A 20,846-nucleotide genomic window follows, 5' to 3' on the forward strand; every position below is an offset into this window, starting at 1 on the left:
AATTAACTCCTTGTGGAACAGGCATCTTGCCTGTTCTTAAAAATCATCTAAAATGTGAGTTATAGAAGAATGAAGGAAGAAGAAATAAGGCAGAGCTAATCATAACATCCCTTACATCCGTTACAGAATCCGTTGCCGAACTTCCGCGTATACAAAAGCAGGTACGCGCTTGTAAGCAGGCGTGCCCGATCGCCTTTCAATTTCCGGGTGAAAAATCACATTAACTTCAGGGTAAAACATCAAAGCAGCACCCTCACGCACCGCCCCGTAAATCACCTCGACATTTTCCATTTTCCCCACATTTCCCTGCACCGTAACCCGCTGATGTTCATGCAAACCCACACTTTCTGCATCCGCACGATTCATCAAAATGCAGTTGCGGTGTGGCATTCCCCGGTACTTGTCATCAATTTTGTAAACTACAGTATTGTGCTGAGAATAGCTGCGTCCCGTCATCAAAGCCACAGCTAAACCCCGCACGGAGTCGGATACTCCAAAATCTTGAGCTAGCGGTAATTTCAGCTTAGGTAAAGGCGTGACAAACATCTTCGCTTTCCCAGACTCTGTAGGGAATTTAGGTTCCGTAAAAATGCGACCGCTGATGGTGAATTCCTCTTTGGTTTCATCAATTGTCGCTATTTTTTCATAGCCAGGAATAGTTTTAGCAATCAATTGCCGAACGTATTTTGTGTCTTGAAGTTGGCGCCAATCAACGGGAAAATCGCCGTGAATCCTGCTGGCTAATTCCGTCAAGAATTCTACCTCGGGAATCAGATCGGCATTTTTGAGATGAGTTTCACCCTCATCATTTAAACGCACAAAATTATTACCGGCTTCCACCGTTGTTTTGTGGGGATTTTCAAAGCGATTCAGTACAGGAATCACAATTGTATTGTGCTTTGCCAATCCGTGAAAATGCCCTAAATTCGGTTTGGTTGCGAGGTAGATAACGGTCTCAACATTGCTTAAAGCCTGTTTTGCCTGCGTTGAATCTGGATTCGCCCCATACAAGTTACCGCCCAGACAGATCAGCGTATCGACTTTGCCTGCATCTGCTGCTTCAATGAGCGATCGAGTGTCGTAGCCCTTAACAGGACTGAGGGGACGATTCAATAACTTTTCTAAAGCTTGTTGAATTTCTTTTTTCAGCTTCACAGTGACGCCCATAGAGCCGAATCCTTGGACGTTTGAGTGTCCTCTGACGGGCATTAATCCCGCCCCTTCTTTGCCGACATTTCCCGTCATCAATGCCGTGTTGGCAATGCTGAAAACGTTATCTACACCGTTATCGTGTTGGGTAATTCCCATCGCCCAACCGAATACAACCCGCTGGGATGTGCCGATAATTTTGGCTGCCGCCTCAATTTCTGCTTGGGAAACTCCGCAGGTTTTAGTAATAGTTCCCCAATCGGTTTCGCGGGCGTGCTGGACTACTGCTTCCCAACCTTCTGTATACGCTTGTAAGTATTTTTTGTTCAGGAGTCCTTGTTCGATTAGAGACTTTTGAATGCCGACAAAGAGCGCCGTATCGCTGCCGGGAATTGGCTGCAAGTATAAGGAGGAAATATCGGAACCGGGGATGAGCGACTTGACGGGAAATGCGGGAGAACCAAACTTGACTAACCCGATTTCCATCACCGGATTGATTACAATTATTTTACCGCCTTTGTCGCGAATTTTAATTAACTCGTTCATCAATCGGGGATGGTTGTAGGAAGAATTGCTGCCCGCAAGCACGACGCAATCTGCTTCCTTCAAGTTTTCTAGACTCACTAACGAGGTGCGGGTGGCAAACATTTCGCTTAACCCGATTGTCGAGGGAGCGTGGCAGAGATCGGAACAATCTGCTAAGTTATTGGAACCCATCGCCCGCATCATCAATTGCAGCAGAAAAGCGGCTTCGTTGGAAGAGCGACCGGAACTGTAAGATGCCACTCGTTCGGGGGTTGTGCGAAATGCAGCTTCGGCAATTTGATAAACTTCTTCCCAAGAAATGCGATCGTAATGAGATGAACCAGCCCGCAAAATCATCGGAAAACTCAGCCTTCCCAACCTATCGGCTTCCATTGAAGTTAATTGCTGAAGTTGGGCAATACTCTGCTGTTCAAAAAATTGAGTTGAGATAGCCGGCTTGATTTCAGCGGAGATTGCTTCAACGCTTTTCATGCAGCGCTGAAGTTTTTCCCCCTCTTCATTTGTAAAACCTCCTTTCTGCCCGCCAGTACCCCAAGAACAGGACAAACACGCACTTTTGTGCAGCAAAGTTCTCCAAAGTTTCGGCCCTTCCGGGGACAATGTATGTTTTGCCCAATATTCTATTACGGGCAAACCGCCACCTATCTCTGGTGTTTCCTCGTTTGTCTCGTTGAATGGCGGGATTGGTTGGACATTTTGGGAATTGACATCCATGTGGTTTACCTTTTGTTTGAATTGCGGATTAGTTGAAGAAAGGCAGCCGGAGCACAAGGCATTCGGCAGAATGAAATTAAAATTTTGAAGGCAACAATTTTGTTGTTTTTCAAAGCGATTTTTTTGAGCGCACTGTACAATACAATTCTGCCACAGACCGACTTACTTCTATTGACTCGGCGGGGGAACCGCCAGAGGTGTTAAATTTATTACTTTAATTTTACCGCAAATTTACAACAGAAAAAACTACTCAACCGATAGATGTTTTAATCTCTATTCAAGAATAGGTTCGCAGTAAGGACTTTAATCCTCATTCACAGATAGAGAGAAAGCTGAAGTCCTCACTACAAACCAGAATTACTTCCTCTTATTTAACGCCTGCTTCCCAAATCCAAGACACAGCAGTCGATCGCCCTCAGGAACATTCGGGTCATTCTGCAAATAATCTCCCAACCACTCGCAACTGCGAGCAATGATATTATTTAGTTCCAAATTCTCCACAGGCAACAGAATTACAGTCCTATCCCGACTAGCAAAACCCAGAGTTTTGCTGTCAGCACTAAAAGTAACGCTCAACACGCGATCGCTCGATTCCAAAGTCTTAGATAGCAGCGCCTTCTTGCCGTCAAAATCCCACAGTTTAACAGTATTTCCCCCACTCGCCGCCGCAATCAATTTGCCGTCTGGACTAAAACTCACGCTTTCTACAGTATCGCTGTGGTCGAGTTTTTCAGTTAAATTCGCCCCCTTTCCATCAAACCCCCACAAGTAAACTTTTTTGTCAGCGCAAGCAGCAGCAATAGTCTTGCCGTCGGGACTGAAACTAACATTTTTAACGCTGTCTTGGTGGTCGAGAGTTTTCAGAACTTTCGCCGACGAACCGTTAAATTGCCACAGGTAAACTCTCTTTTCTCCGGTAATTTCAAAAGCCTTTTTCTTCCCGCTTGCCTTGTCCTCAGCAGCGGTAGCAGTAGCAATAGTTTTGCCGTCGGGACTGAAGCTAACGCTAATTACTGGATTGCTGTGATCGAGTTTTGCCAACAAAGTTGCTTTAGCACCGTTCCAGCGCCAGAGGTACAATTTGCGATCGGCATTGGCGGCGGCAATTATCTTTCCGTCTGGACTAAAACTCACGCTTCTAACAATGCCGCTGTGGCTGAGAGTATCTAACAGTTTGCCGTTTAAACTCCAGACTTTCACTGTTTTATCATCGCTCGCCGAAGCAACAGTTTTATCATCAGGGGAAATACTCACCCAGGTAACAGAATCCTTGTGACCTTCTAAGGTTTTCAATAAACTGCCGTCAGCCCGCCAAAGTCTCACGGTTTTGTCCCCGCTAGCAGAAGCAATTGTTTTGCCATCAGCGCTAAAACTTACTTTGTAAACCCAGTCTTCGTGTCCAGATAAAATCTTATTCAGCGGAGTGCTGTCCGGTTTCCAAATTTTCACTATTTTGTCTTTACTTGCGGAAGCAATAGTGCCGTCCCCGCTGAAACTTACGGCCCTAACGTCGTCTTGATGTCCTCGAAAAGTATTGAGCAAAGTGCCGCTGCGACTCCAAACTTTCACCGTATCGTCTGCACTGCCGGTGACAATTTTTTTGCCGTCGCGACTGAAACTCGCGCTGACAACTTCATCGTTGTGTCCTTTGAGAGTTCTGATTTCCTCACCGTTTCGATTCCAAATTTTAGCTGTGGTGTCGGCACTTGCTGAGACGAGTTCTCGGCTGTTTGGACTGAACTTAATGCTGTACACAATGTCAGAATGTTTGGTTAATGTTTTGGGATTAATTGTAAATTTCTGGGTTTTACTTTCTCGGTTCCAAAGTTTGACAGTTTTGTCAACACTTGCTGAGGCTATTGTTTGGCCGTCGGGGCTGAAACTGACGCCGAGCACCCAGTCTTTGTGTCCGGTTAAGGTTTGCAGCAATTTTTTGTTCGCAAGGTTCCAGATTTTTACGGTGTTGTCGTGACTGGCGGAAGCTAGGGTTTTGCCGTCGGGACTGAAACTGACGCTGGTGACGATATCGCGGTGGCCGGATAAAATGCCGATGGCACTTTTGTCGTTATCTACTTGCCAAATTCTAATTGTGCGATCGGCACAACCAGTAGCGATCGTTTTCCCATCGGGACTAAAACTAACACTCGTCACGCTATCTGGGTGATTGAAAGTTTTTAATAACTTACCTTCTTTGCTCCACAATTTAACAGTTTTGTCAGCACTCGCCGAAGCAACTGAATTGCCGTCAGGGCTGACACTCACATCCAAAACAAACTTGCTGTGCTGCTCGAAACGGTTGCGTTCTTGCACCCCGGAAACTGCTTGTCTGAGTCTTTCAGCAATTTGATTTTTAGTGTCCACAGGCAGCGCTGTACTTTTCTGAGAATCACGGCCGATTTTGATACTATTTCCCAACACACCTAATTGATTTTTTTCATTAGAAAGCACTAAAGCTTCCGACGCCGAATTTAGGGCATCAGTCCGACTTTTTTCTGCTTCTTGCCGCGCGCTTTCTGCTAGTTTCGCTTGCTCGAATGCCATCGCCGAAACACCTCCGAGTACAAGCACTCCTAGAACCGCCGCCCGCAATTGCCATCTCCGAGTGTGGTAAAGTTGAGCTTCCGCTTCGTGCTGTTTGTCTCGGGCTTGGCGCTGTTTGTCTCTAGCTTCCGACAGCAAAGCGTCTCGCTCTCTGTCTTTGCGAATTTGTTCAATTTCATCTCGGTTAATTTGATTTTGCTTTCGCAGTTCCTCGAACTCGGCCTTTTTATCTAATGCCTGCTGCTGGCGGATGAAGGTAACTAAATAGTCGTGAACGAGCTGATAAAGCTCTGCGGGCAGTTCCGTCCATCGAAAAACCAAACCCGAGTTTACTAACAGTTCTAAGACTAAATCTAATTTGTCAGATTCGGCAAATGTCGCTAAATTTGAGGCTAATTCGGCGCGGGTTTTTAGGGGACGGATCTCATCTTCATCTGTGAGGAAATACAAAACCCGGCGCGCCGCTACTTCATTTTCCGGGCCGCAATCTTTGATGACCTCTTCAAGAAACCTTTCGACTAATTTTTGTTGCGGATTGTTGCCTAGTTCCTGATATTGAGTTAAAGTTCTAATGTCCTCTTGTTGCAGTTGAGCGCCGACAAGTTGTAGTTCGATCGGGCGGACTTCTCCCAATTCTCCAGCTAAATCTTTGACTAATTCTTCGATCAGATCCGGTTCTAAGTAAAACTGCGCTCGTTCAGTTAAAGTGCGAATTACCGAGCGCGCATCGACCAGCGAAAAATTTCCCAAATAAAACAGAATGTTTTTGCTGAGAATGTCCTCCAAAATATCATTGTTAACGAATCCTGTCTGGTTTTTGGGTCGGGAAAATTCCAGCAAATAGTGCAGGTAATCTTCCCGCAAACACAGGACGACTTTTAAATATTTAATTTTCAAGCATTCCCGCAAAAAATTAAAAAATATTTGCCTTTCGGCTGGCTCTTTCCACACGAAAAAAAATTCTTCAAATTGGTCAAATATCAGAACACTCACTAAATGTTCGGAATTTCTTTGCAGCTCCTTGAGAATATTTTCGTATTCGATCGCCTGTTGTTCTATGATTAATTCTACTGGCTGTGACTCTTCCCTTTGATCCTCATTATTCCCAGTCGATCCACTGTGAAATCCCGAAATAAGATTTCCCTCGACTGCACCTCCTTCTACTGGAAAATCTACCGGAGCATTCTCTGGTAATGCTTCGGAAATTTCCGGATCGAATATTTCCGCTTTCCCAGCAGATAACTGTCTGGTTAATTCCCGCGGCCAGTTGTTGTAAACTTGCAGCACTATCGGCAAAACAGTCCGCATTTCTATTTTTTTTTGTTTGAGAGCTGGTACTAATCCTCCCGTGAGTATTGAACTTTTGCCCACTCCAGACTGACCGTAAATTACTGTCAGTTTGTCGGGGGTATTGTTCATCCTATATATCAAGCGGTTGAGGTCTTGCTCTCTGCCGGAAGCTGTAATTTCGTCAGCAATAGTAGCAGCGCCGGCAACAGTTTCGGCGACGGAATTAACCGCTTCTCTGTGCGGCTGCAACTTTCCGGCTCCAATAAAAGCTCGGAACCGATACGTGTGCTCCACCGCTCGATAATCTTGCTTAATTTGAAAGGCTTTGAGATATTCTCCCCGCTGAAAATAGAGCGATCGCAGCATTTCTAAAACCCGCAAATACAGTTGCGGGTTGTAGCACGCTTCGGTTTCCGAGCGAGCCAGCTCTAAATGGGCGATCGCCTCCTGCATCTCGCCCAACTGGCTCTGGGCCTCTGCTAAAATTAACAGATACGAGCCTAGATGCTGCGACTTTACAGGGGTACCCTGTCCCGTCGCTTCTAAATTTGAGTTGAGAACGTTTAGAGCCACTAAAGCCCATTCTTTCGCCCCTTGCCAGTTCTTCTGCTCTAAGGCTACTCTAGCCAAAAAGCCGTAATCTTGAGCTAAATTAACTGCTGAATTTTCCATATTTTCATGTAACATCCGAGCTTTGATAGCTAAATTCCAGAGTGCATCCCAATCTTCTAAATGCTGCAATACTTCGCCAAGTTGATTGATGAATACACCAACGGCATCCGATCGTCCCGCCCCTTCTAAAACATTAATACATTCCTGAAAATAATTCTTAGCTTCCGTCCAGTAAGGACGGTTGCCGCTGCGGTGTTTTTCTGCTTGGAAGCGGTAGCAAAGACCGATGTGGAATAGCAGAATTCCCTCTAATACCGGTGCTGGGTGAACGGTAAATAACAAATCGCTAAATTGTGTTTTAGACCCAATAAACGCTACTTGATGCTTCCAAAAAATGAGACTTTTTTGATACAATTCAATAGCCGCAGGGATGCGGTGACAAGCATATTCGTGCCTACCGCGAATAAATTGCAAACTCGCTTCTATAGCTGGTTCTAACCTGATGTTGCAAGTTTGCAAGTCTTGGCTAGCCGACTCTAGTTCACTCAAAGAATTGGCTCCGAGAATGGCAGAATTAGTTAAACGCCAATTGCCACTTTCTAAAATATTGGAAAAAATGCGATCGGCACTTTTGCCAAGGAAATCCACCAAGTCGTCGGGGCCGATCACAAATTCAACAGTGGTCGTCCAAGTCTCGATATCTGTTACTAACCGAATCAGTTTTTTTAATATTTTGTCTGTCACCCACAGCACCACCGGGAAGGGAAAATTATTCCGAAATTCTTCCCTCACGTAGTTGGTAGAAGTCAGCAGTCGATCGATCGCACTTACCGATTCCAATCCAAACACCATTAAAGCTGCCGGGTGGCTGCAGGAAAGTTTGGTTTCTATCGTCGTGTAAAGAGTTTTAACCGATGGCGGGAGGACAATTTCTAGAATCTCGATATCAGACTCCTCCCGCAATTGCCGTACAGTTTCCTCTCTCATCGCACTGTAATTGCACCGGACCAAAATCAGCGAAAATTGCCCCTGAGACATTCTCAGAGTCCGGGAGAGAGTTTGCAGCGAACTTTTGTTTTGCTTTGCTGCGGTGTCTTGCTGACAATGCGAATTCATCATAATTAATATTTGAAAAAGTTTTTCAGAAGAGGTGCTGTCAACTGCCGAAGCCAGAAAGAATGCCCTTCTACTTCGCAAGCGAGGAAAAATAAGGAAGAAGGATTTGACCGCATGGGAAAGGTGCAATTAAGAAAGTGCTGACCCTTTTTGCGGTTGATCTAAGCTGATTTGTAACCGTTTTTGCGATCGCCAATCCCAGCGAACAATGGCATAGTTAAGTTGATTTCAGCTTCTTTTTGCGATCGCCAATCACAGCGAACAATCACCTAGTTAAGTTGATTTCAGCTTGCATACTTATTGTTGTAGCGGATCAAATTAAAGCATACCCGAAAAAATACATACTCTGTTATTCGCATATTCTCAGCAAAATCAACCATATTTTACTGAAATCTTTACGATCGCTCCAATTGTACCCAGCAAAAGAGTCGATCGCCCAAATCCGATTCAGTTATTCGCAGATCCCCGAAATCCGGCATTGCCGGGTTGACTGGCCCCTCGCCGCACTGAGATAAACTACCGGCGGCGGCTCATCAATTACAGCTTGAAGATTGTTTGTCATAAATTTACTAATCTCCATATCTAAAGTAGCTGTAAAATCAGGTTCATCCCAATCCTCGCTTTCTTCAATGCTGATTGTTGTTGGTGCAACCATATCAAAATCAAGCTCATCGCCCAAATCCGAAACTTTCTTAATTGGATCTATTTTCGGACTGGTATCAGCGGCAAAAGCTTGAGTTGTATTGGTCATTAGTAGGATCGGCAGTGCTACTATGGCGCTTATTGTTTGTCGCGCCGTGATTTTCCTCATGGTATCCTCCTGATATAAACCAAACTTTGGTGCTGCTATACATTCAACATCCGCCGCTACTTTAGAGCGCTGTGAGCCGATTTAGATTTTAGATTTTAGATTTAGTCCACAGATGAATCTGAGAGCTTGAACGAGGGTCTAAAATTGTGGGCTACTTACCACTCCTGCCCTTGGCAAGTATCCGTTTTTGAGCATAGTCATTAATTAATAGTGACTTGTTTTTCCACAGGATATAACCTTATCTGACTCTTCGCGGCAAGTTTGCTTAACGGAGCATATCCGGTCAACTGTTTGCCTTTCTATTTACTACGTGAAAACTCTTAAACAGTCAGGTTTTCCCGTTAAGTAATTCCCCAGCCTTTGCGAATGTTCATCTCAGACTCAAAGCAAAGTGGGTGAGAAGTTCGATCGCACACCAGTTTTCGCACTCCCGCGCTGCCACCAGCAAGCTGATGTGACATACCACAGGCCCCGGATATCTGTCAATACTTATATCTTAACATTTCTAAGTTTTTTCATAATTCTCGTTACCAGGAAGAGCCTGGTAACGCAGCTCGCCGAGGCAGAGCCTCCAGCCAAGTCGAGAGGACGTTTATTTCGTCAAGCCGTGTTCGAGAGCGAAGCGAACCAACTCAGTACGGCTGTTAGTACCCGTCTTGCTAAACAAACGGCTGACGTACTTTTCCACATTGCGGACGCTAGTTTCCAAGCGGCGGGCAATTTCCTTATTCATCAAACCTTGAGCAACCAAATCCAAAACACTTTGTTCTCGCGGAGTCAAATCAATTTTAATCGGCGAAGGACTTTGGGCGATCGAACTCCGCCCGCTCAGCAAAGACTCAATTCTCGCCATCTGGCTTGTCAAAGCAGCAATATCTGGACTTTCAGCATTTTCGCTCGTCTCCTTAGCAGCCGCGCGGCGGGCCAGCAAATTGGTTACTATTGCTACTAACTCGTCGGGATCGAAGGGTTTAGAAAGATAAGCATCGCAGCCTGCTTGATAGCCTTGAATGCGATCGCTCGTCATCCCCTTAGCAGTCAAAAACACCACCGGCAAAGCCTTATAGCGAGGATCTTCCCGCACTTGCTTGAGAAATTGATAACCGTCCACCTGGGGCATCATAATGTCTGAAATCACCAAATCCGGATTAGTCTGCTGCAAGAGTTCCCACCCATCCCGAGCATTACTGGCCACCTCAACCGCGAAATCGCTATCTTCCAAATAAGCTTGTACTGCTTCCCGCAAGCCCGGTTCATCATCTACCAATAATAATCGTGCTGACATAGTTGTTACCCTTACGCTTTACCACTATTTTTTAATTTAGCCGTATTTAACTCTTCTTGTCACTCTATCCCTCGAAGGAAGTTAAAAAATTGTTGTTCAACTCAAGAGCTTTGAGTTAGGTTTTGATCTAACGATTAAAAAGTTCTTAAATCTTTAATTCAAAACTCGAAACTCAAAACTCAAAATTATTGTTGAACCCTTCAACTTAAACTTTTGAACGATCTGTCAAAATTTCATAACCAGTTTCTGTCACCAACACAGTATGCTCAAACTGAGCCGACATAGCATTGTCAACGGTTACAGCAGTCCACTTGTCAGAAAGCGTCCGAGTGTACTTAGAACCGGCATTCAGAATTGGTTCGATCGCCAATGTCATGCCGGCTCGCAATTTCACGTTCGGCATTTCCCGCGTGCGGAAATTGAAAACCGACGGTTCCTCGTGCAAATTTCGCCCGACACCGTGGCCGGTAAACTCCTCAACGACGCTAAAACCGTTGCTTTTGACATGATCTTCGATCGCACCAGCGAGATCGAGCAAATAAGCTCCAGCCTTCACTTGTTCGATGCCTTTGTATAGAGCTTCTTCTGCGACTCGGATTAATTTTGCCGATTCGGGAGTCACTTCCACAACTGCGATCGTAATGCAAGAATCGCCGTGAAAACCTTGATAATATGCCCCCGTATCTACCTTAAGAACATCTCCTGCCCGAATTACTTTTTTGGCGCTGGGGATGCCGTGAACAACTTCGTTATTAATGCTAGAGCAAATCGATCCCGTGAAACCGTGATAGCCTTTAAAACTGGGAGTTGCGCCCATTTCGCGGATGCGTTTTTCGGCATAAGCATCCAAATCAGCAGTAGTCATTCCCGGTTTCACCATTAGGGAAATTTCTTTGAGCACCGTTGCAACGATTTTCCCTGCCTGTCGCATAATTTCGATTTCGCGTTCCGACTTAATTTCAATGCCTCGACGCTGTTTTTTGACTTGGGGTGCTTGAGTTGGGCTAGAAAGCAGACTGCTAAAAATATTCATGTATTGATGGCGGGTAATTTTGTACTTTGACGGCAGGTTGAAGCAAAAAAACGGCAAATATCCAGTTTTTTGTGGAAAAACGGGTGTCTTGTTCCGAACTGTCGATCGCTTGTCCTTTAAGCTAGCTTAATATTTTTCTCACTAATCGGCACGGGATTGGGGGGTCAACAAAGCGGTTGAAACCGCCGAGTCCGTCTGCTCGGGATTTCCGAGCCTTCCTGTGAGGTTAGCAATTGCGGTAATTAACTTAGTTAGCTCAACTGGTTTAGATAAGTGCATCTGGAAACCAGCTTCCAGCGCTTGCTGCCGCTCTTCCTCTCTGGCGTAGGCCGTCAGGGCGATCGCAGGCATCTTTCCACCCCTGAGCCTTTCCATTTCTCTCACGCGCGCGATCAACTCATAGCCGTCTGCTTGCGGCATTCCAATGTCGCTCAGCAGCAGATCCGGCCAATAACTCTCCAGTGCAGCTACAGCCCCGGCCACCGATGCCGCCGATCGCACCATAGCTCCTTCGTCCTCGAGTAAAGCAATCAAAAACTCCCGCGTGTCATCGTCATCATCCACCACCAGCAATTGCAAATTAGCCAGAGTTGGGAGAGTCTCTGTCGCCTCATTGAGCGGCGACCAAGCATCCTCTGCACCTCGGGTCTTCTTCTGTGCCAGAGGTAAAACCACCGTAAATTTCGCACCCGCGCCCGGATTATTCTCTGCATCCACCTTACCGCCGTGCAGTTCCACCAAGTGACGGACGATCGCCAATCCCAGTCCCAAACCCCCGTAAGACCTAGTTGTGCTGCTATCAGCTTGGCGGAAGCGATCGAAAACATAAGGCAAAAAATCAGGAGCGATACCAATGCCGCTATCAATTATTTCAATTTGAGCCTGATCGCCAACTGACTCTAACCGCACCTGTACTTTACCCTCTTGCGGACTAAACTTAATCGCATTTGACAGCAAATTCCACACAATTTGCTGTAAGCGATCGAAATCGCCGATAACTTCACCTACATTTGGACTGCACGTTAATTCTATGACTATTGATTTTTCCTCAGTCAGCGGCTGCAAAGAATCTATTGCCAGCTTGATCGCAGATTCCAACCGAATCGGATGCATATTTAAATTTACTTTCCCCCGCAGAATCCGCGAAACATCTAAAATATCGTCAATGAGTTGCGATTGAGATTTAGCATTGCGCTCAATTGTTTCTAGGGCTTTCTCAATAGTGTCTTGGTCAAATGTTTTGCAGCGAAGCAGCCTAGACCAGCCGAGAATTGCATTTAAAGGAGTACGGAGTTCGTGAGAGAGAATAGCTAGAAATTCATCCTTCATTTGGTTAGCTCTCTCCGCTTCTTGCCGCGCCACTTGTTCGCGGATTAGTCTGCCGCGTTCTTCCTCTGCTTGCTTGCGGTCTGTGACATCTCTAACCGTGCCCACGTGACCGATCAGTTGTCCAAAATCCGAAAACATTGGCGACGACTGTACGTGAATCCACCGCACAGTTTCGCTACCAGCTAATCGAAACTCGTTAGAATATTCCTGGCTTTCTTTAATCCAAGCTAACCAATCTGCTACTACGCGATCGCGATCTTCTGGATGAACTTCCCGCTGCCAAACCTCTGCCAAACTTTCCTCCAAAGTTAACCCGCAAATCGCTTGACAACGCGGGTTGATGTAAGTACAGCGGCCTTCAACGTCAGCTAAGTAAATTCCCAGTGGTGAACAAGCACACAAAGTGCGAAACCGCTCTTCACTTTTCCTTAGTTCACTATTAACCGCAGCTAACTGTGTTGCTTGCTGCTTCACCTCGACTGTTTTTTGGAACAATTCCACAAATACCTGCACCTTCGAGGTCAATATTTCCGGTTCTAAAGGTTTGAACAGGTAATCCACCGCGCCCAGAGAATAACCTTTAAACACGTGGGTGTCATTACTGCTGAATGCTGTGATAAAAATAATCGGAGTCGCTCGCGATCGATCTCTAGAGCGAATCAATGTAGCTGTCTCAAATCCATCCATTCCCGGCATCTGCACATCAAGCAAAATTACCGCAAAATCTTCATTAAGCAGACATCTCAGAGCCTCCGCGCCCGAATTAGCTTGTACTAGATGATAAGAAGGGCTGTTGAGAATAGCTTCTAGAGCTACCAAATTTTCTGGGCGATCGTCAACTAAAAGGACATTTACTCGATGGGGGGGCTGCAGAGTCATAGTTTTTTTAATCTTTAATTCTTAGCAAATTGACTAAACAGGGAGCGATTTTAGAGAGGGGTAAAATCCAGTCTACTTCAACATTTGCGATCGCCGACGCTGGCATGGCCGGGCATAGAGCTGAAGCCGGTTCCTCCACAAATGTCAATCCTCCCTCAGCTTTAATTTTTGCCAGCCCTTTACTGCCATCCGAATTAGCTCCCGTTAAAATTATTCCGATAACTTTCTCCCCAAAGGCATCCGCAGCAGACTCAAACAGCACATCGATTGAGGGCCGCGCGTAGGAGACAGGAGCCTCAGTTGATAGTGCAAATTTAGGAGTTCCGCGATTGGGGATTGGGGATTTTGAATTGTGGATTGGCTCCGCTGCCACGCTCCCCCATTCTGTAAAGTCGTTTTCATACAGGCTAAACTCCTCGTCAGATGGCGATTCTATTAGCAAGTGATAGTCAGCAGGAGCCAAGTAAACCCGTCCAGGTACGATCTCCTCTTTGTCTCGGGCCTCTGTGATTTGGAGAGAGCTTTGCTTTTGTAAAAAATAAGTCAGCCTATTCTGAGAACTCTTATGGCGGTGTTGGACAATAACTACAGGCAAAGGAAAGCTTTGCGGCAAATTTGCCAGCAGCACAGTCAGAGCCTCTAGCCCTCCCAAAGACGTGCCAACAACCACTATTTCAAAATTTTTTTTATTTAACTCTTCGGTAGATTTTCTCACTACTTTCAATTGGTTCATAGTATTTTTCATAAGGTGTAAAAGTCAGAGACTCCTGATGTCCTAGTCCCAAAACTCCAAACATTGCTAGGCTCTCATAAAAAAGCTTGTGTACCCGCTCTTGGAGGCGTGAATTGAAATAAATCAGCACATTACGGCATAATATAACATTAAATTCATTAAAAGAATTATCCGTTGCTAGGTTGTGGTGAGCAAAGACAATATTATCTTTAAGTGAAGAGCGAAAAATCGCATTTTCATAGGCAGCCGTGTAATACTCAGAAAACGCTTTGTTGCCCCCCGCTTGGTGGTATAGTTGCGTATATTCTTGCATTTGTTTCAGCGGGAATATCCCTGTTTTGGCTGTTTTCAAAACTAATTCATTCATGTCCGTAGCGTAAATCCGACAACGGTCATACAGTCCTTCTTCTTGCAGCAAGATTGCCATAGAATAGACTTCTTCTCCCGTTGAACATCCAGCGTGCCAAATCCGAATAAAAGGATAAGTACGCAGTAGCGGCACCACTTTATTTCTGAAACTAATGTAAAAGCTGGGATCGCGAAACATCGCCGTTACATTGACAGAAATGTCCAGCAGTAAACGGTCTAGGTAAGCAGGATTGTGAAGTACCTTTTCCTGAAGTGCAGAGACCGTGGTGAGCCGTTCCGAGCGAATAGTGTTCCAAATACGGCGCTTGAGAGAGGCAAGAGCATAATTGCGAAAATCAAATCCGTAATAGCGAAACATTCCCTCTAGTAGGAGTTGAATTTCGATTGTTTCCAGTTCATGGCTTTCGGACATTTTTAATTAGTAATTGGTTATGGGGCATTGTTGACTGTTGACTGTTGACTGCTGACTGCTAACTGCTGACTGCTGACTGCTGACTGCTAATAACTAACAACTGCCAACAGTCAACTGCCAACTGACAACGGACTTCCATTATCTATAAAGCCAGACACGCAGCAGCGAGAGCAACTGTTCCGTATCAACAGGTTTGGTAATGTAGTCAGACGCACCAGCTTCGATACATTTTTCCCGATCGCCCTTCATAGCTTTCGCAGTAAGAGCAATCATTGGCAACGAAGCAAATTGAGGCATATTACGAATTGCTTGCATTGTTTCGTAACCGTCCATCTCTGGCATCATCACGTCCATCAACACAATATTTATGTCAGGCGTATTTTGCAATTTAGCAATGCCCTCTCTCCCATTCTCAGCATACTCAATTTTCATTTTATGGCGCTCCAGCATACTCGTGAGGGCGAAAATATTCCGCATATCGTCGTCAACAATCAAAACTGTTTTGCCCGCGAGCGTCGAATCAGTTTGATACAATTGCTCTAGCATTTGGCGCTTTGGTTCCGGCAAATTTGCTTGGACTCGGTGCAAAAACAAAGCTGTTTCATCTAACAAACGTTCCGGCGAGCGCACATCTTTAACAATGATTGTTTCCGCCATGCGCTTGAGTTGAGTTTCTTCGGTTCTCGTCAACTCTTTGCCCGTATAAATAATAATCGGCAGACTTTTCAAATTAGCCTCTTGCTTGATCTGCTCGATCAGTTCAAAACCCGTCATATCTGGTAGTCCCAAATCGAGTACAACGCAGTCAAAATGCCCCGATTTCAAAATTGCTAGCGCCTCTGCACCACTCCCCACAGCCGTTGTAGAAACATCGTGATTGCCGATTAAATCCACAATGCTCAGACGCTGCGTTTCGTCGTCTTCCACGACTAGCAAACTCTTCACTGGCCGCTCCACAAACCCCTTAATATCAGTTAAAGCTTTGCTCAAAGCTTCGCGACTGACAGGCTTTTGTAGGTATGCGATCGCCCCTAACTGCAAACTGCGCTGCCGCCCTTCTTCAACTGATACAATGTGAACCGGAATGTGGCGCGTACTTGGGTCGTGCTTCAAGCGATCGAGCACTGTCCAGCCATCCATCACAGGCAAATTTAGATCCAGCATAATCGCAGTTGGCTTGAACTCTCGCGCCATCGCCAAACCGATATCGCTCCGCAAAGCCACCAAACCTTTAAAACCCTGTTCCTGCGCCATATCCAACAGAATTCGAGCGAAGTTTACATCATCTTCAATAATCAACAGCACGCGATCGTCACTCTCAATATTTTCTCGATCATCAGAGATTAAAGGTGAGGGGTAAGGCGCGATCGGCAAGTGGAAATTCGGCAAAGGAAGTGCGGGAGAATTAGCAGAGGGTAATTGAGGCGTTTGCTTGCCCGTTCCCGAGCCCGTATCAGTGATTATTATTCGCGATTCTTGGTAAGTTTGTGGCAGATAAAGCGTGAACCTACTACCCTCACCAGGGCTACTTGTCAATTTAATTTCTCCGCCTAGCAAATTAGCGATTTCTCTACTAATTGACAAACCCAAACCCGTACCCCCGTATTTGCGGCTAGTGCTACCATCTGCTTGTTGGAAAGCCTCAAAAATAACCCTGTGTTTTTCAGCAGAAATCCCAATCCCGGTATCGCTAACTGAGAAAGCCAAAACAGTAGGGGAACTCCTTAAACTTTCTATCTCTAAACTCCACCCTTCCCGCGCTACTTCGGCACGCAATTTCACCTCACCTCGCTCTGTAAACTTAAACGCATTAGAGAGGAGATTCTTCAAAACTTGTTGCAGCCGTTTAGCATCAGTATAGAGACCTTTTGGCAACCCAGCCTCAAGCTCTATTTTAAAACTCAACTTCTTATCCTGCGCGATTTGGCGGAAAGTCCGATCCAAATGATCTCGCAAGTCCGTAAACAACACTTGCTCAATTTCCACCGACATCGTGCCTGATTCAATCTTAGCGAGATCCAAGATGTCATTAATCAGCCCCAGCAAATCATTTCCCGCCGAGTAAATTGTGCGCGTGTATTCAACTTGCTTCTGAGTCAAATTGCCTTCCGTATTGTCAGAAAGCAATCGAGCCAGAATCAACAGCGAATTTAGCGGAGTTCGCAACTCGTGAGACATATTTGCCAGAAACTCCGACTTATACTTAGAAGTTAGAGCCAACTGTTCGGCTCTTTCTTCCAACAACCCCCTCGCCTGTTCGATATCTCGGTTTTTCCGCTCAACTTCCTTATTTTGCAGCGCTAGCAATTCAGCTTGTTCTTCTAGTTCTTCATTCGTTTGTTGCAACTCTTCCTGCTGACTCTTCAACAGTTCCTCAGATGCGCGGAGTGACTGCGCTTGTTGTTCGAGGCGCTTGTTAGTTTCCGTTAGTTCTTTTTGCTGAGTTTGTAACTCTTCTGCCAAAGACTGTGACTGTTTCAGCAACTCTTCCGTCCGCATACTCGCCGCAATTGTATTTAAGACAATGGCGATACTTTCTGTAAGTTGGTCGAGGAATGTCAAGTGTATTTCGCTGAAGCGGCGGAACGAAGCTAGCTCGATTACTGCCGTTACTTGTCCCTCAAATAGTACGGGTAAAACCACCACATTCAGCGGCGTAGATTCTCCCAGTCCCGAGCAAATTTTAACGTAGTTTTCTGGCACTTCTGTCAACAGTATTCGTTCCTTTTCCAGGGCGCACTGTCCTACCAAACCTTCGCCTAAATTAAATCTATTCCCCAGATGCTTCCGTTCGCGGTATGCGTAGGTACTTAACAGTTTGAGAAACGGATCGTGTTCGACAGCTTCCATCATAAAGAAGACGCCATGCTGAGCAGACACCAGCGGCGTCAATTCTGAGAGAATTAGTTTAGAAACAGTTTCTAAATCCCGCTGACCTTGTAGCATTCTAGTGAACTTAGCAAGGTTTGTTTTCAGCCAATCTTGCTCAGTATTTTTCTGCGTAGTCTCCCGGAGATTGGCGATCATCTGGTTAATGTTGTCCTTAACAATGGCAACTTCTCCTTCCGTGGCGACGGAAATTGACCTCGTTAAATCGCCTCTGGTAACAGCAATTGCCACTTCTGCGATCGCCCGCAACTGAGTAGTCAAATTCGCCGCCAATTCATTCACATTATCCGTCAAATCTCGCCACGTCCCCGCCGCGCCCGGAACCTTGGCCTGGCCGCCCAATTTCCCTTCAATTCCCACCTCCCGCGCCACGGTAGTAACTTGATCGGCAAACGTCGCCAGCGTATCAATCATCTCGTTAATCGTATCTGCCAGAGTCGCAATTTCTCCCTTAGCTTCCAGCATTAATTTGCGCTTCAAATCGCCATTCGCCACCGCCGTCACAACCTTAGCAATACCCCGCACTTGCGCTGTCAAATTCCCCGCCATCGAGTTTACGTTGTCGGTTAAATCTTTCCAAGTTCCCGCAACTCCTTTCACCTCAGCTTGACCGCCCAATTTACCCTCGGTTCCTACCTCCCGCGCCACCCGCGTTACCTCAGAAGCGAAGGAATTAAGCTGATCCACCATCACGTTAATAGTGTCTTTCAACTCCAGAATTTCGCCTTTAACATCCACGGTGATTTTCTTAGACAAATCGCCATTTGCCACCGCTTTCGTCACTTCCGCAATATTCCGCACCTGCGCGGTCAAATTCCCCGCCATCAAGTTTACGTTGTCGGTTAAATCTTTCCAAGTTCCCCCTACACCCCGCACGTAAGCTTGCACACCTAATTTACCTTCGGTTCCCACTTCTCTCGCCACCCGGGTTACTTCTGATGCGAAGGAACTCAACTGATCCACCATGATGTTAATCGTGTTTTTCAGTTCGAGAATTTCACCTTTTACATCTACTGTAATTTTCTTCGACAAGTCACCATTTGCCACAGCGGTTGTCACTTCGGCAATGTTACGCACTTGTGCTGTTAAATTCCCCGCCATCGAGTTAACTGAATCCGTTAAATCTTTCCAGGTTCCAGCAACTCCTTTAACTTCTGCTTGCACCCCTAATTTCCCTTCGGTTCCCACTTCCCTAGCAACCCTGGTTACTTCCGAAGCAAAGGAATTTAACTGATCCACCATCGTGTTGACGGTGTTCTTCAGTTCAAGAATTTCACCTTTAACATCTACAGTAATTTTCTTCGACAAGTCGCCATTTGCCACAGCAGTCGTAACAGCCGCAATATTCCGTACTTGCTCTGTCAAACTACCCGCCATAAAATTAACTGAATCCGTTAAATCCTTCCAAGTTCCTGCTACGCCTCGGACATCCGCTTGACCGCCGAGTTTACCTTCGGAGCCCACTTCTCTCGCCACCCGCGTTACTTCAGAAGCGAAGGAATTAAGCTGATCCACCATCACGTTAATGGTGTTTTTCAGTTCTAAAATTTCTCCTTTAACCTGTACCGTAATTTTTTTAGATAAGTCACCGTTAGCAACAGCCGTCGTCACCTCAGCAATGTTGCGGACTTGTGCTGTTAAATTTCCGGCCATTGAGTTAACTGAATCCGTTAAATCTTTCCAGGTTCCTGCTACCTCCTGCACTTCAGCTTGTACGCCTAATTTTCCTTCATTTCCCACTTCCCTAGCAACCCTGGTTACTTCAGATGCGAAGGAATTTAACTGGTCAACCATCGTGTTGACGGTATTTTTGAGTTCGAGAATTTCCCCTTTAACATCTACGGTAATTTTCTTAGATAAATCGCCCTTTGCCACAGCGGTTGTCACTTCAGCGATGTTCCGCACTTGCGCTGTCAAACTGCCTGCCATGAAGTTAACGCTATCCGTTAAATCCTTCCAAGTTCCTGCAACTCCTTTAACTTCTGCTTGACCGCCGAGTTTGCCTTCGGAACCTACTTCTCTCGCCACCCGCGTTACTTCAGAAGCGAAGGAATTAAGCTGATCCACCATGATGTTAATAGTGTTTTTTAACTCCAGAATTTCACCTTTAACATCTACTGTAATTTTTTTAGATAAGTCACCATTTGCCACAGCCGTCGTCACGTCGGCAATGTTCCGTACTTGTGCGGTAAGATTGCCGGCCATCGAGTTAACTGAATCCGTTAAATCTTTCCATGTTCCTGCAACTCCTCGGACTTCAGCTTGCACGCCTAATTTGCCTTCGGTTCCCACTTCTCTCGCCACCCGCGTTACTTCAGATGCGAAGGAACTCAACTGATCCACCATGATGTTAATCGTGTTTTTCAGTTCGAGAATTTCACCTTTAACATCTACTGTAATTTTCTTCGACAAGTCGCCATTTGCCACCGCCGTTGTTACTTCGGCAATGTTACGCACTTGTGCTGTTAAATTCCCCGCCATCGAGTTAACTGAATCCGTTAAATCTTTCCAAGTTCCAGCAACTCCTTTAACTTCTGCTTGCACCCCTAATTTCCCTTCGGTTCCCACTTCCCTAGCCACCCGCGTTACTTCCGACGCAAAGGAACTCAATTGGTCTACCATTGTGTTAACAATTTGCGCTGTTTGGAGGAATTCTCCTTTGAGGGGTCTGTCTTCTATTTCTAAGGCGATGGTTTGCGATAAATCTCCTTTTGCTACGGCCCGAATTACTCTGGCGGTTTCAGAGGTTGGTTGTACTAAATCTGTAATTAGGGTATTGACAGAGTTTACGCTAGCTGCCCATGACCCCTCGGCGCTGCCAATGGTTGCCCGCTGGGCGATTTTGCCTTCTTTACCGACAACTGTGCCGATCCGCTCGAGTTCGGCCGCCATTCTCTCATTGAGATCGATAATGTCGTTAAGTTCGTCAGCAATTTTCCCCGCTAGACCGGTCTGGTCTATAGGCATCCGAACTGAAAAGTCCCCTTTTTTGACTGCCACTAAGGTTCTAAGTAACTGTTTGGCATAACCATTATTGGAACTGGGGCTTGTTATCTGTGCAGTTGACATGAGCGTTACCTTTGACGAGTTTGAAGGGGAGGGGGGGAATATTTTTGAGATTATTGATATTATCCAACT

9 protein-coding genes are annotated in these 20,846 nt (G+C 45.8%); all 9 read right to left on the minus strand.

The window, feature by feature from the left end:
- Nucleotides 1–120 precede the first annotated feature (120 nt).
- The 9 genes from QUB33_RS03490 to QUB33_RS03530 all read right to left on the minus strand — a co-directional run bounded on the left by QUB33_RS03490 (nucleotide 121) and on the right by QUB33_RS03530 (nucleotide 20,777).
- Nucleotides 121–2,409 (minus strand): FdhF/YdeP family oxidoreductase, encoded by a 2,289-nt coding sequence (locus QUB33_RS03490; RefSeq protein WP_333347294.1) that lies wholly within the window; start codon nucleotides 2,407–2,409, stop codon nucleotides 121–123.
- A 357-nt stretch (nucleotides 2,410–2,766) separates the two neighbouring features.
- Nucleotides 2,767–7,971, minus strand: coding sequence for an nSTAND1 domain-containing NTPase (locus QUB33_RS03495; protein WP_333347297.1), 5,205 nt, complete (start codon nucleotides 7,969–7,971; stop codon nucleotides 2,767–2,769).
- 448 nt (nucleotides 7,972–8,419) lie between these two features.
- Complete coding sequence (locus QUB33_RS03500) at nucleotides 8,420–8,719, minus strand: hypothetical protein (RefSeq protein ID WP_333347300.1); 300 nt, start codon at nucleotides 8,717–8,719, stop codon at nucleotides 8,420–8,422.
- Between the two features lie 652 nt (nucleotides 8,720–9,371).
- Nucleotides 9,372–10,064 (minus strand): response regulator transcription factor, encoded by a 693-nt coding sequence (locus QUB33_RS03505; RefSeq protein WP_190663224.1) that lies wholly within the window; start codon nucleotides 10,062–10,064, stop codon nucleotides 9,372–9,374.
- A gap of 205 nt (nucleotides 10,065–10,269) precedes the next feature.
- Complete coding sequence (gene map, locus QUB33_RS03510; protein WP_333347303.1) at nucleotides 10,270–11,097, minus strand: type I methionyl aminopeptidase; 828 nt, start codon at nucleotides 11,095–11,097, stop codon at nucleotides 10,270–10,272.
- Nucleotides 11,098–11,238: 141 nt separating this feature from the next.
- Entirely contained in the window at nucleotides 11,239–13,305 is a 2,067-nt protein-coding gene (locus QUB33_RS03515; RefSeq protein WP_333347306.1) for a response regulator, read from the minus strand.
- A 7-nt stretch (nucleotides 13,306–13,312) separates the two neighbouring features.
- Nucleotides 13,313–14,038: a chemotaxis protein CheB gene (locus QUB33_RS03520; protein ID WP_333347309.1), complete on the minus strand. Its 726-nt coding sequence runs from the start codon at nucleotides 14,036–14,038 to the stop codon at nucleotides 13,313–13,315.
- On the minus strand, nucleotides 13,992–14,819 hold the full coding sequence (locus QUB33_RS03525) for a protein-glutamate O-methyltransferase CheR (RefSeq protein WP_333347311.1): 828 nt from the start codon (nucleotides 14,817–14,819) through the stop codon (nucleotides 13,992–13,994). Before QUB33_RS03525 ends, QUB33_RS03520 begins: the two co-directional genes overlap by 47 nt.
- A gap of 138 nt (nucleotides 14,820–14,957) precedes the next feature.
- Complete coding sequence (locus tag QUB33_RS03530; protein WP_333347315.1) at nucleotides 14,958–20,777, minus strand: HAMP domain-containing protein; 5,820 nt, start codon at nucleotides 20,775–20,777, stop codon at nucleotides 14,958–14,960.
- Nucleotides 20,778–20,846: the final 69 nt, after the last annotated feature.

Source organism: Microcoleus sp. B3-A4, from assembly GCF_036705385.1.
Taxonomy (GTDB): Bacteria; Cyanobacteriota; Cyanobacteriia; order Cyanobacteriales; family Microcoleaceae; genus Microcoleus.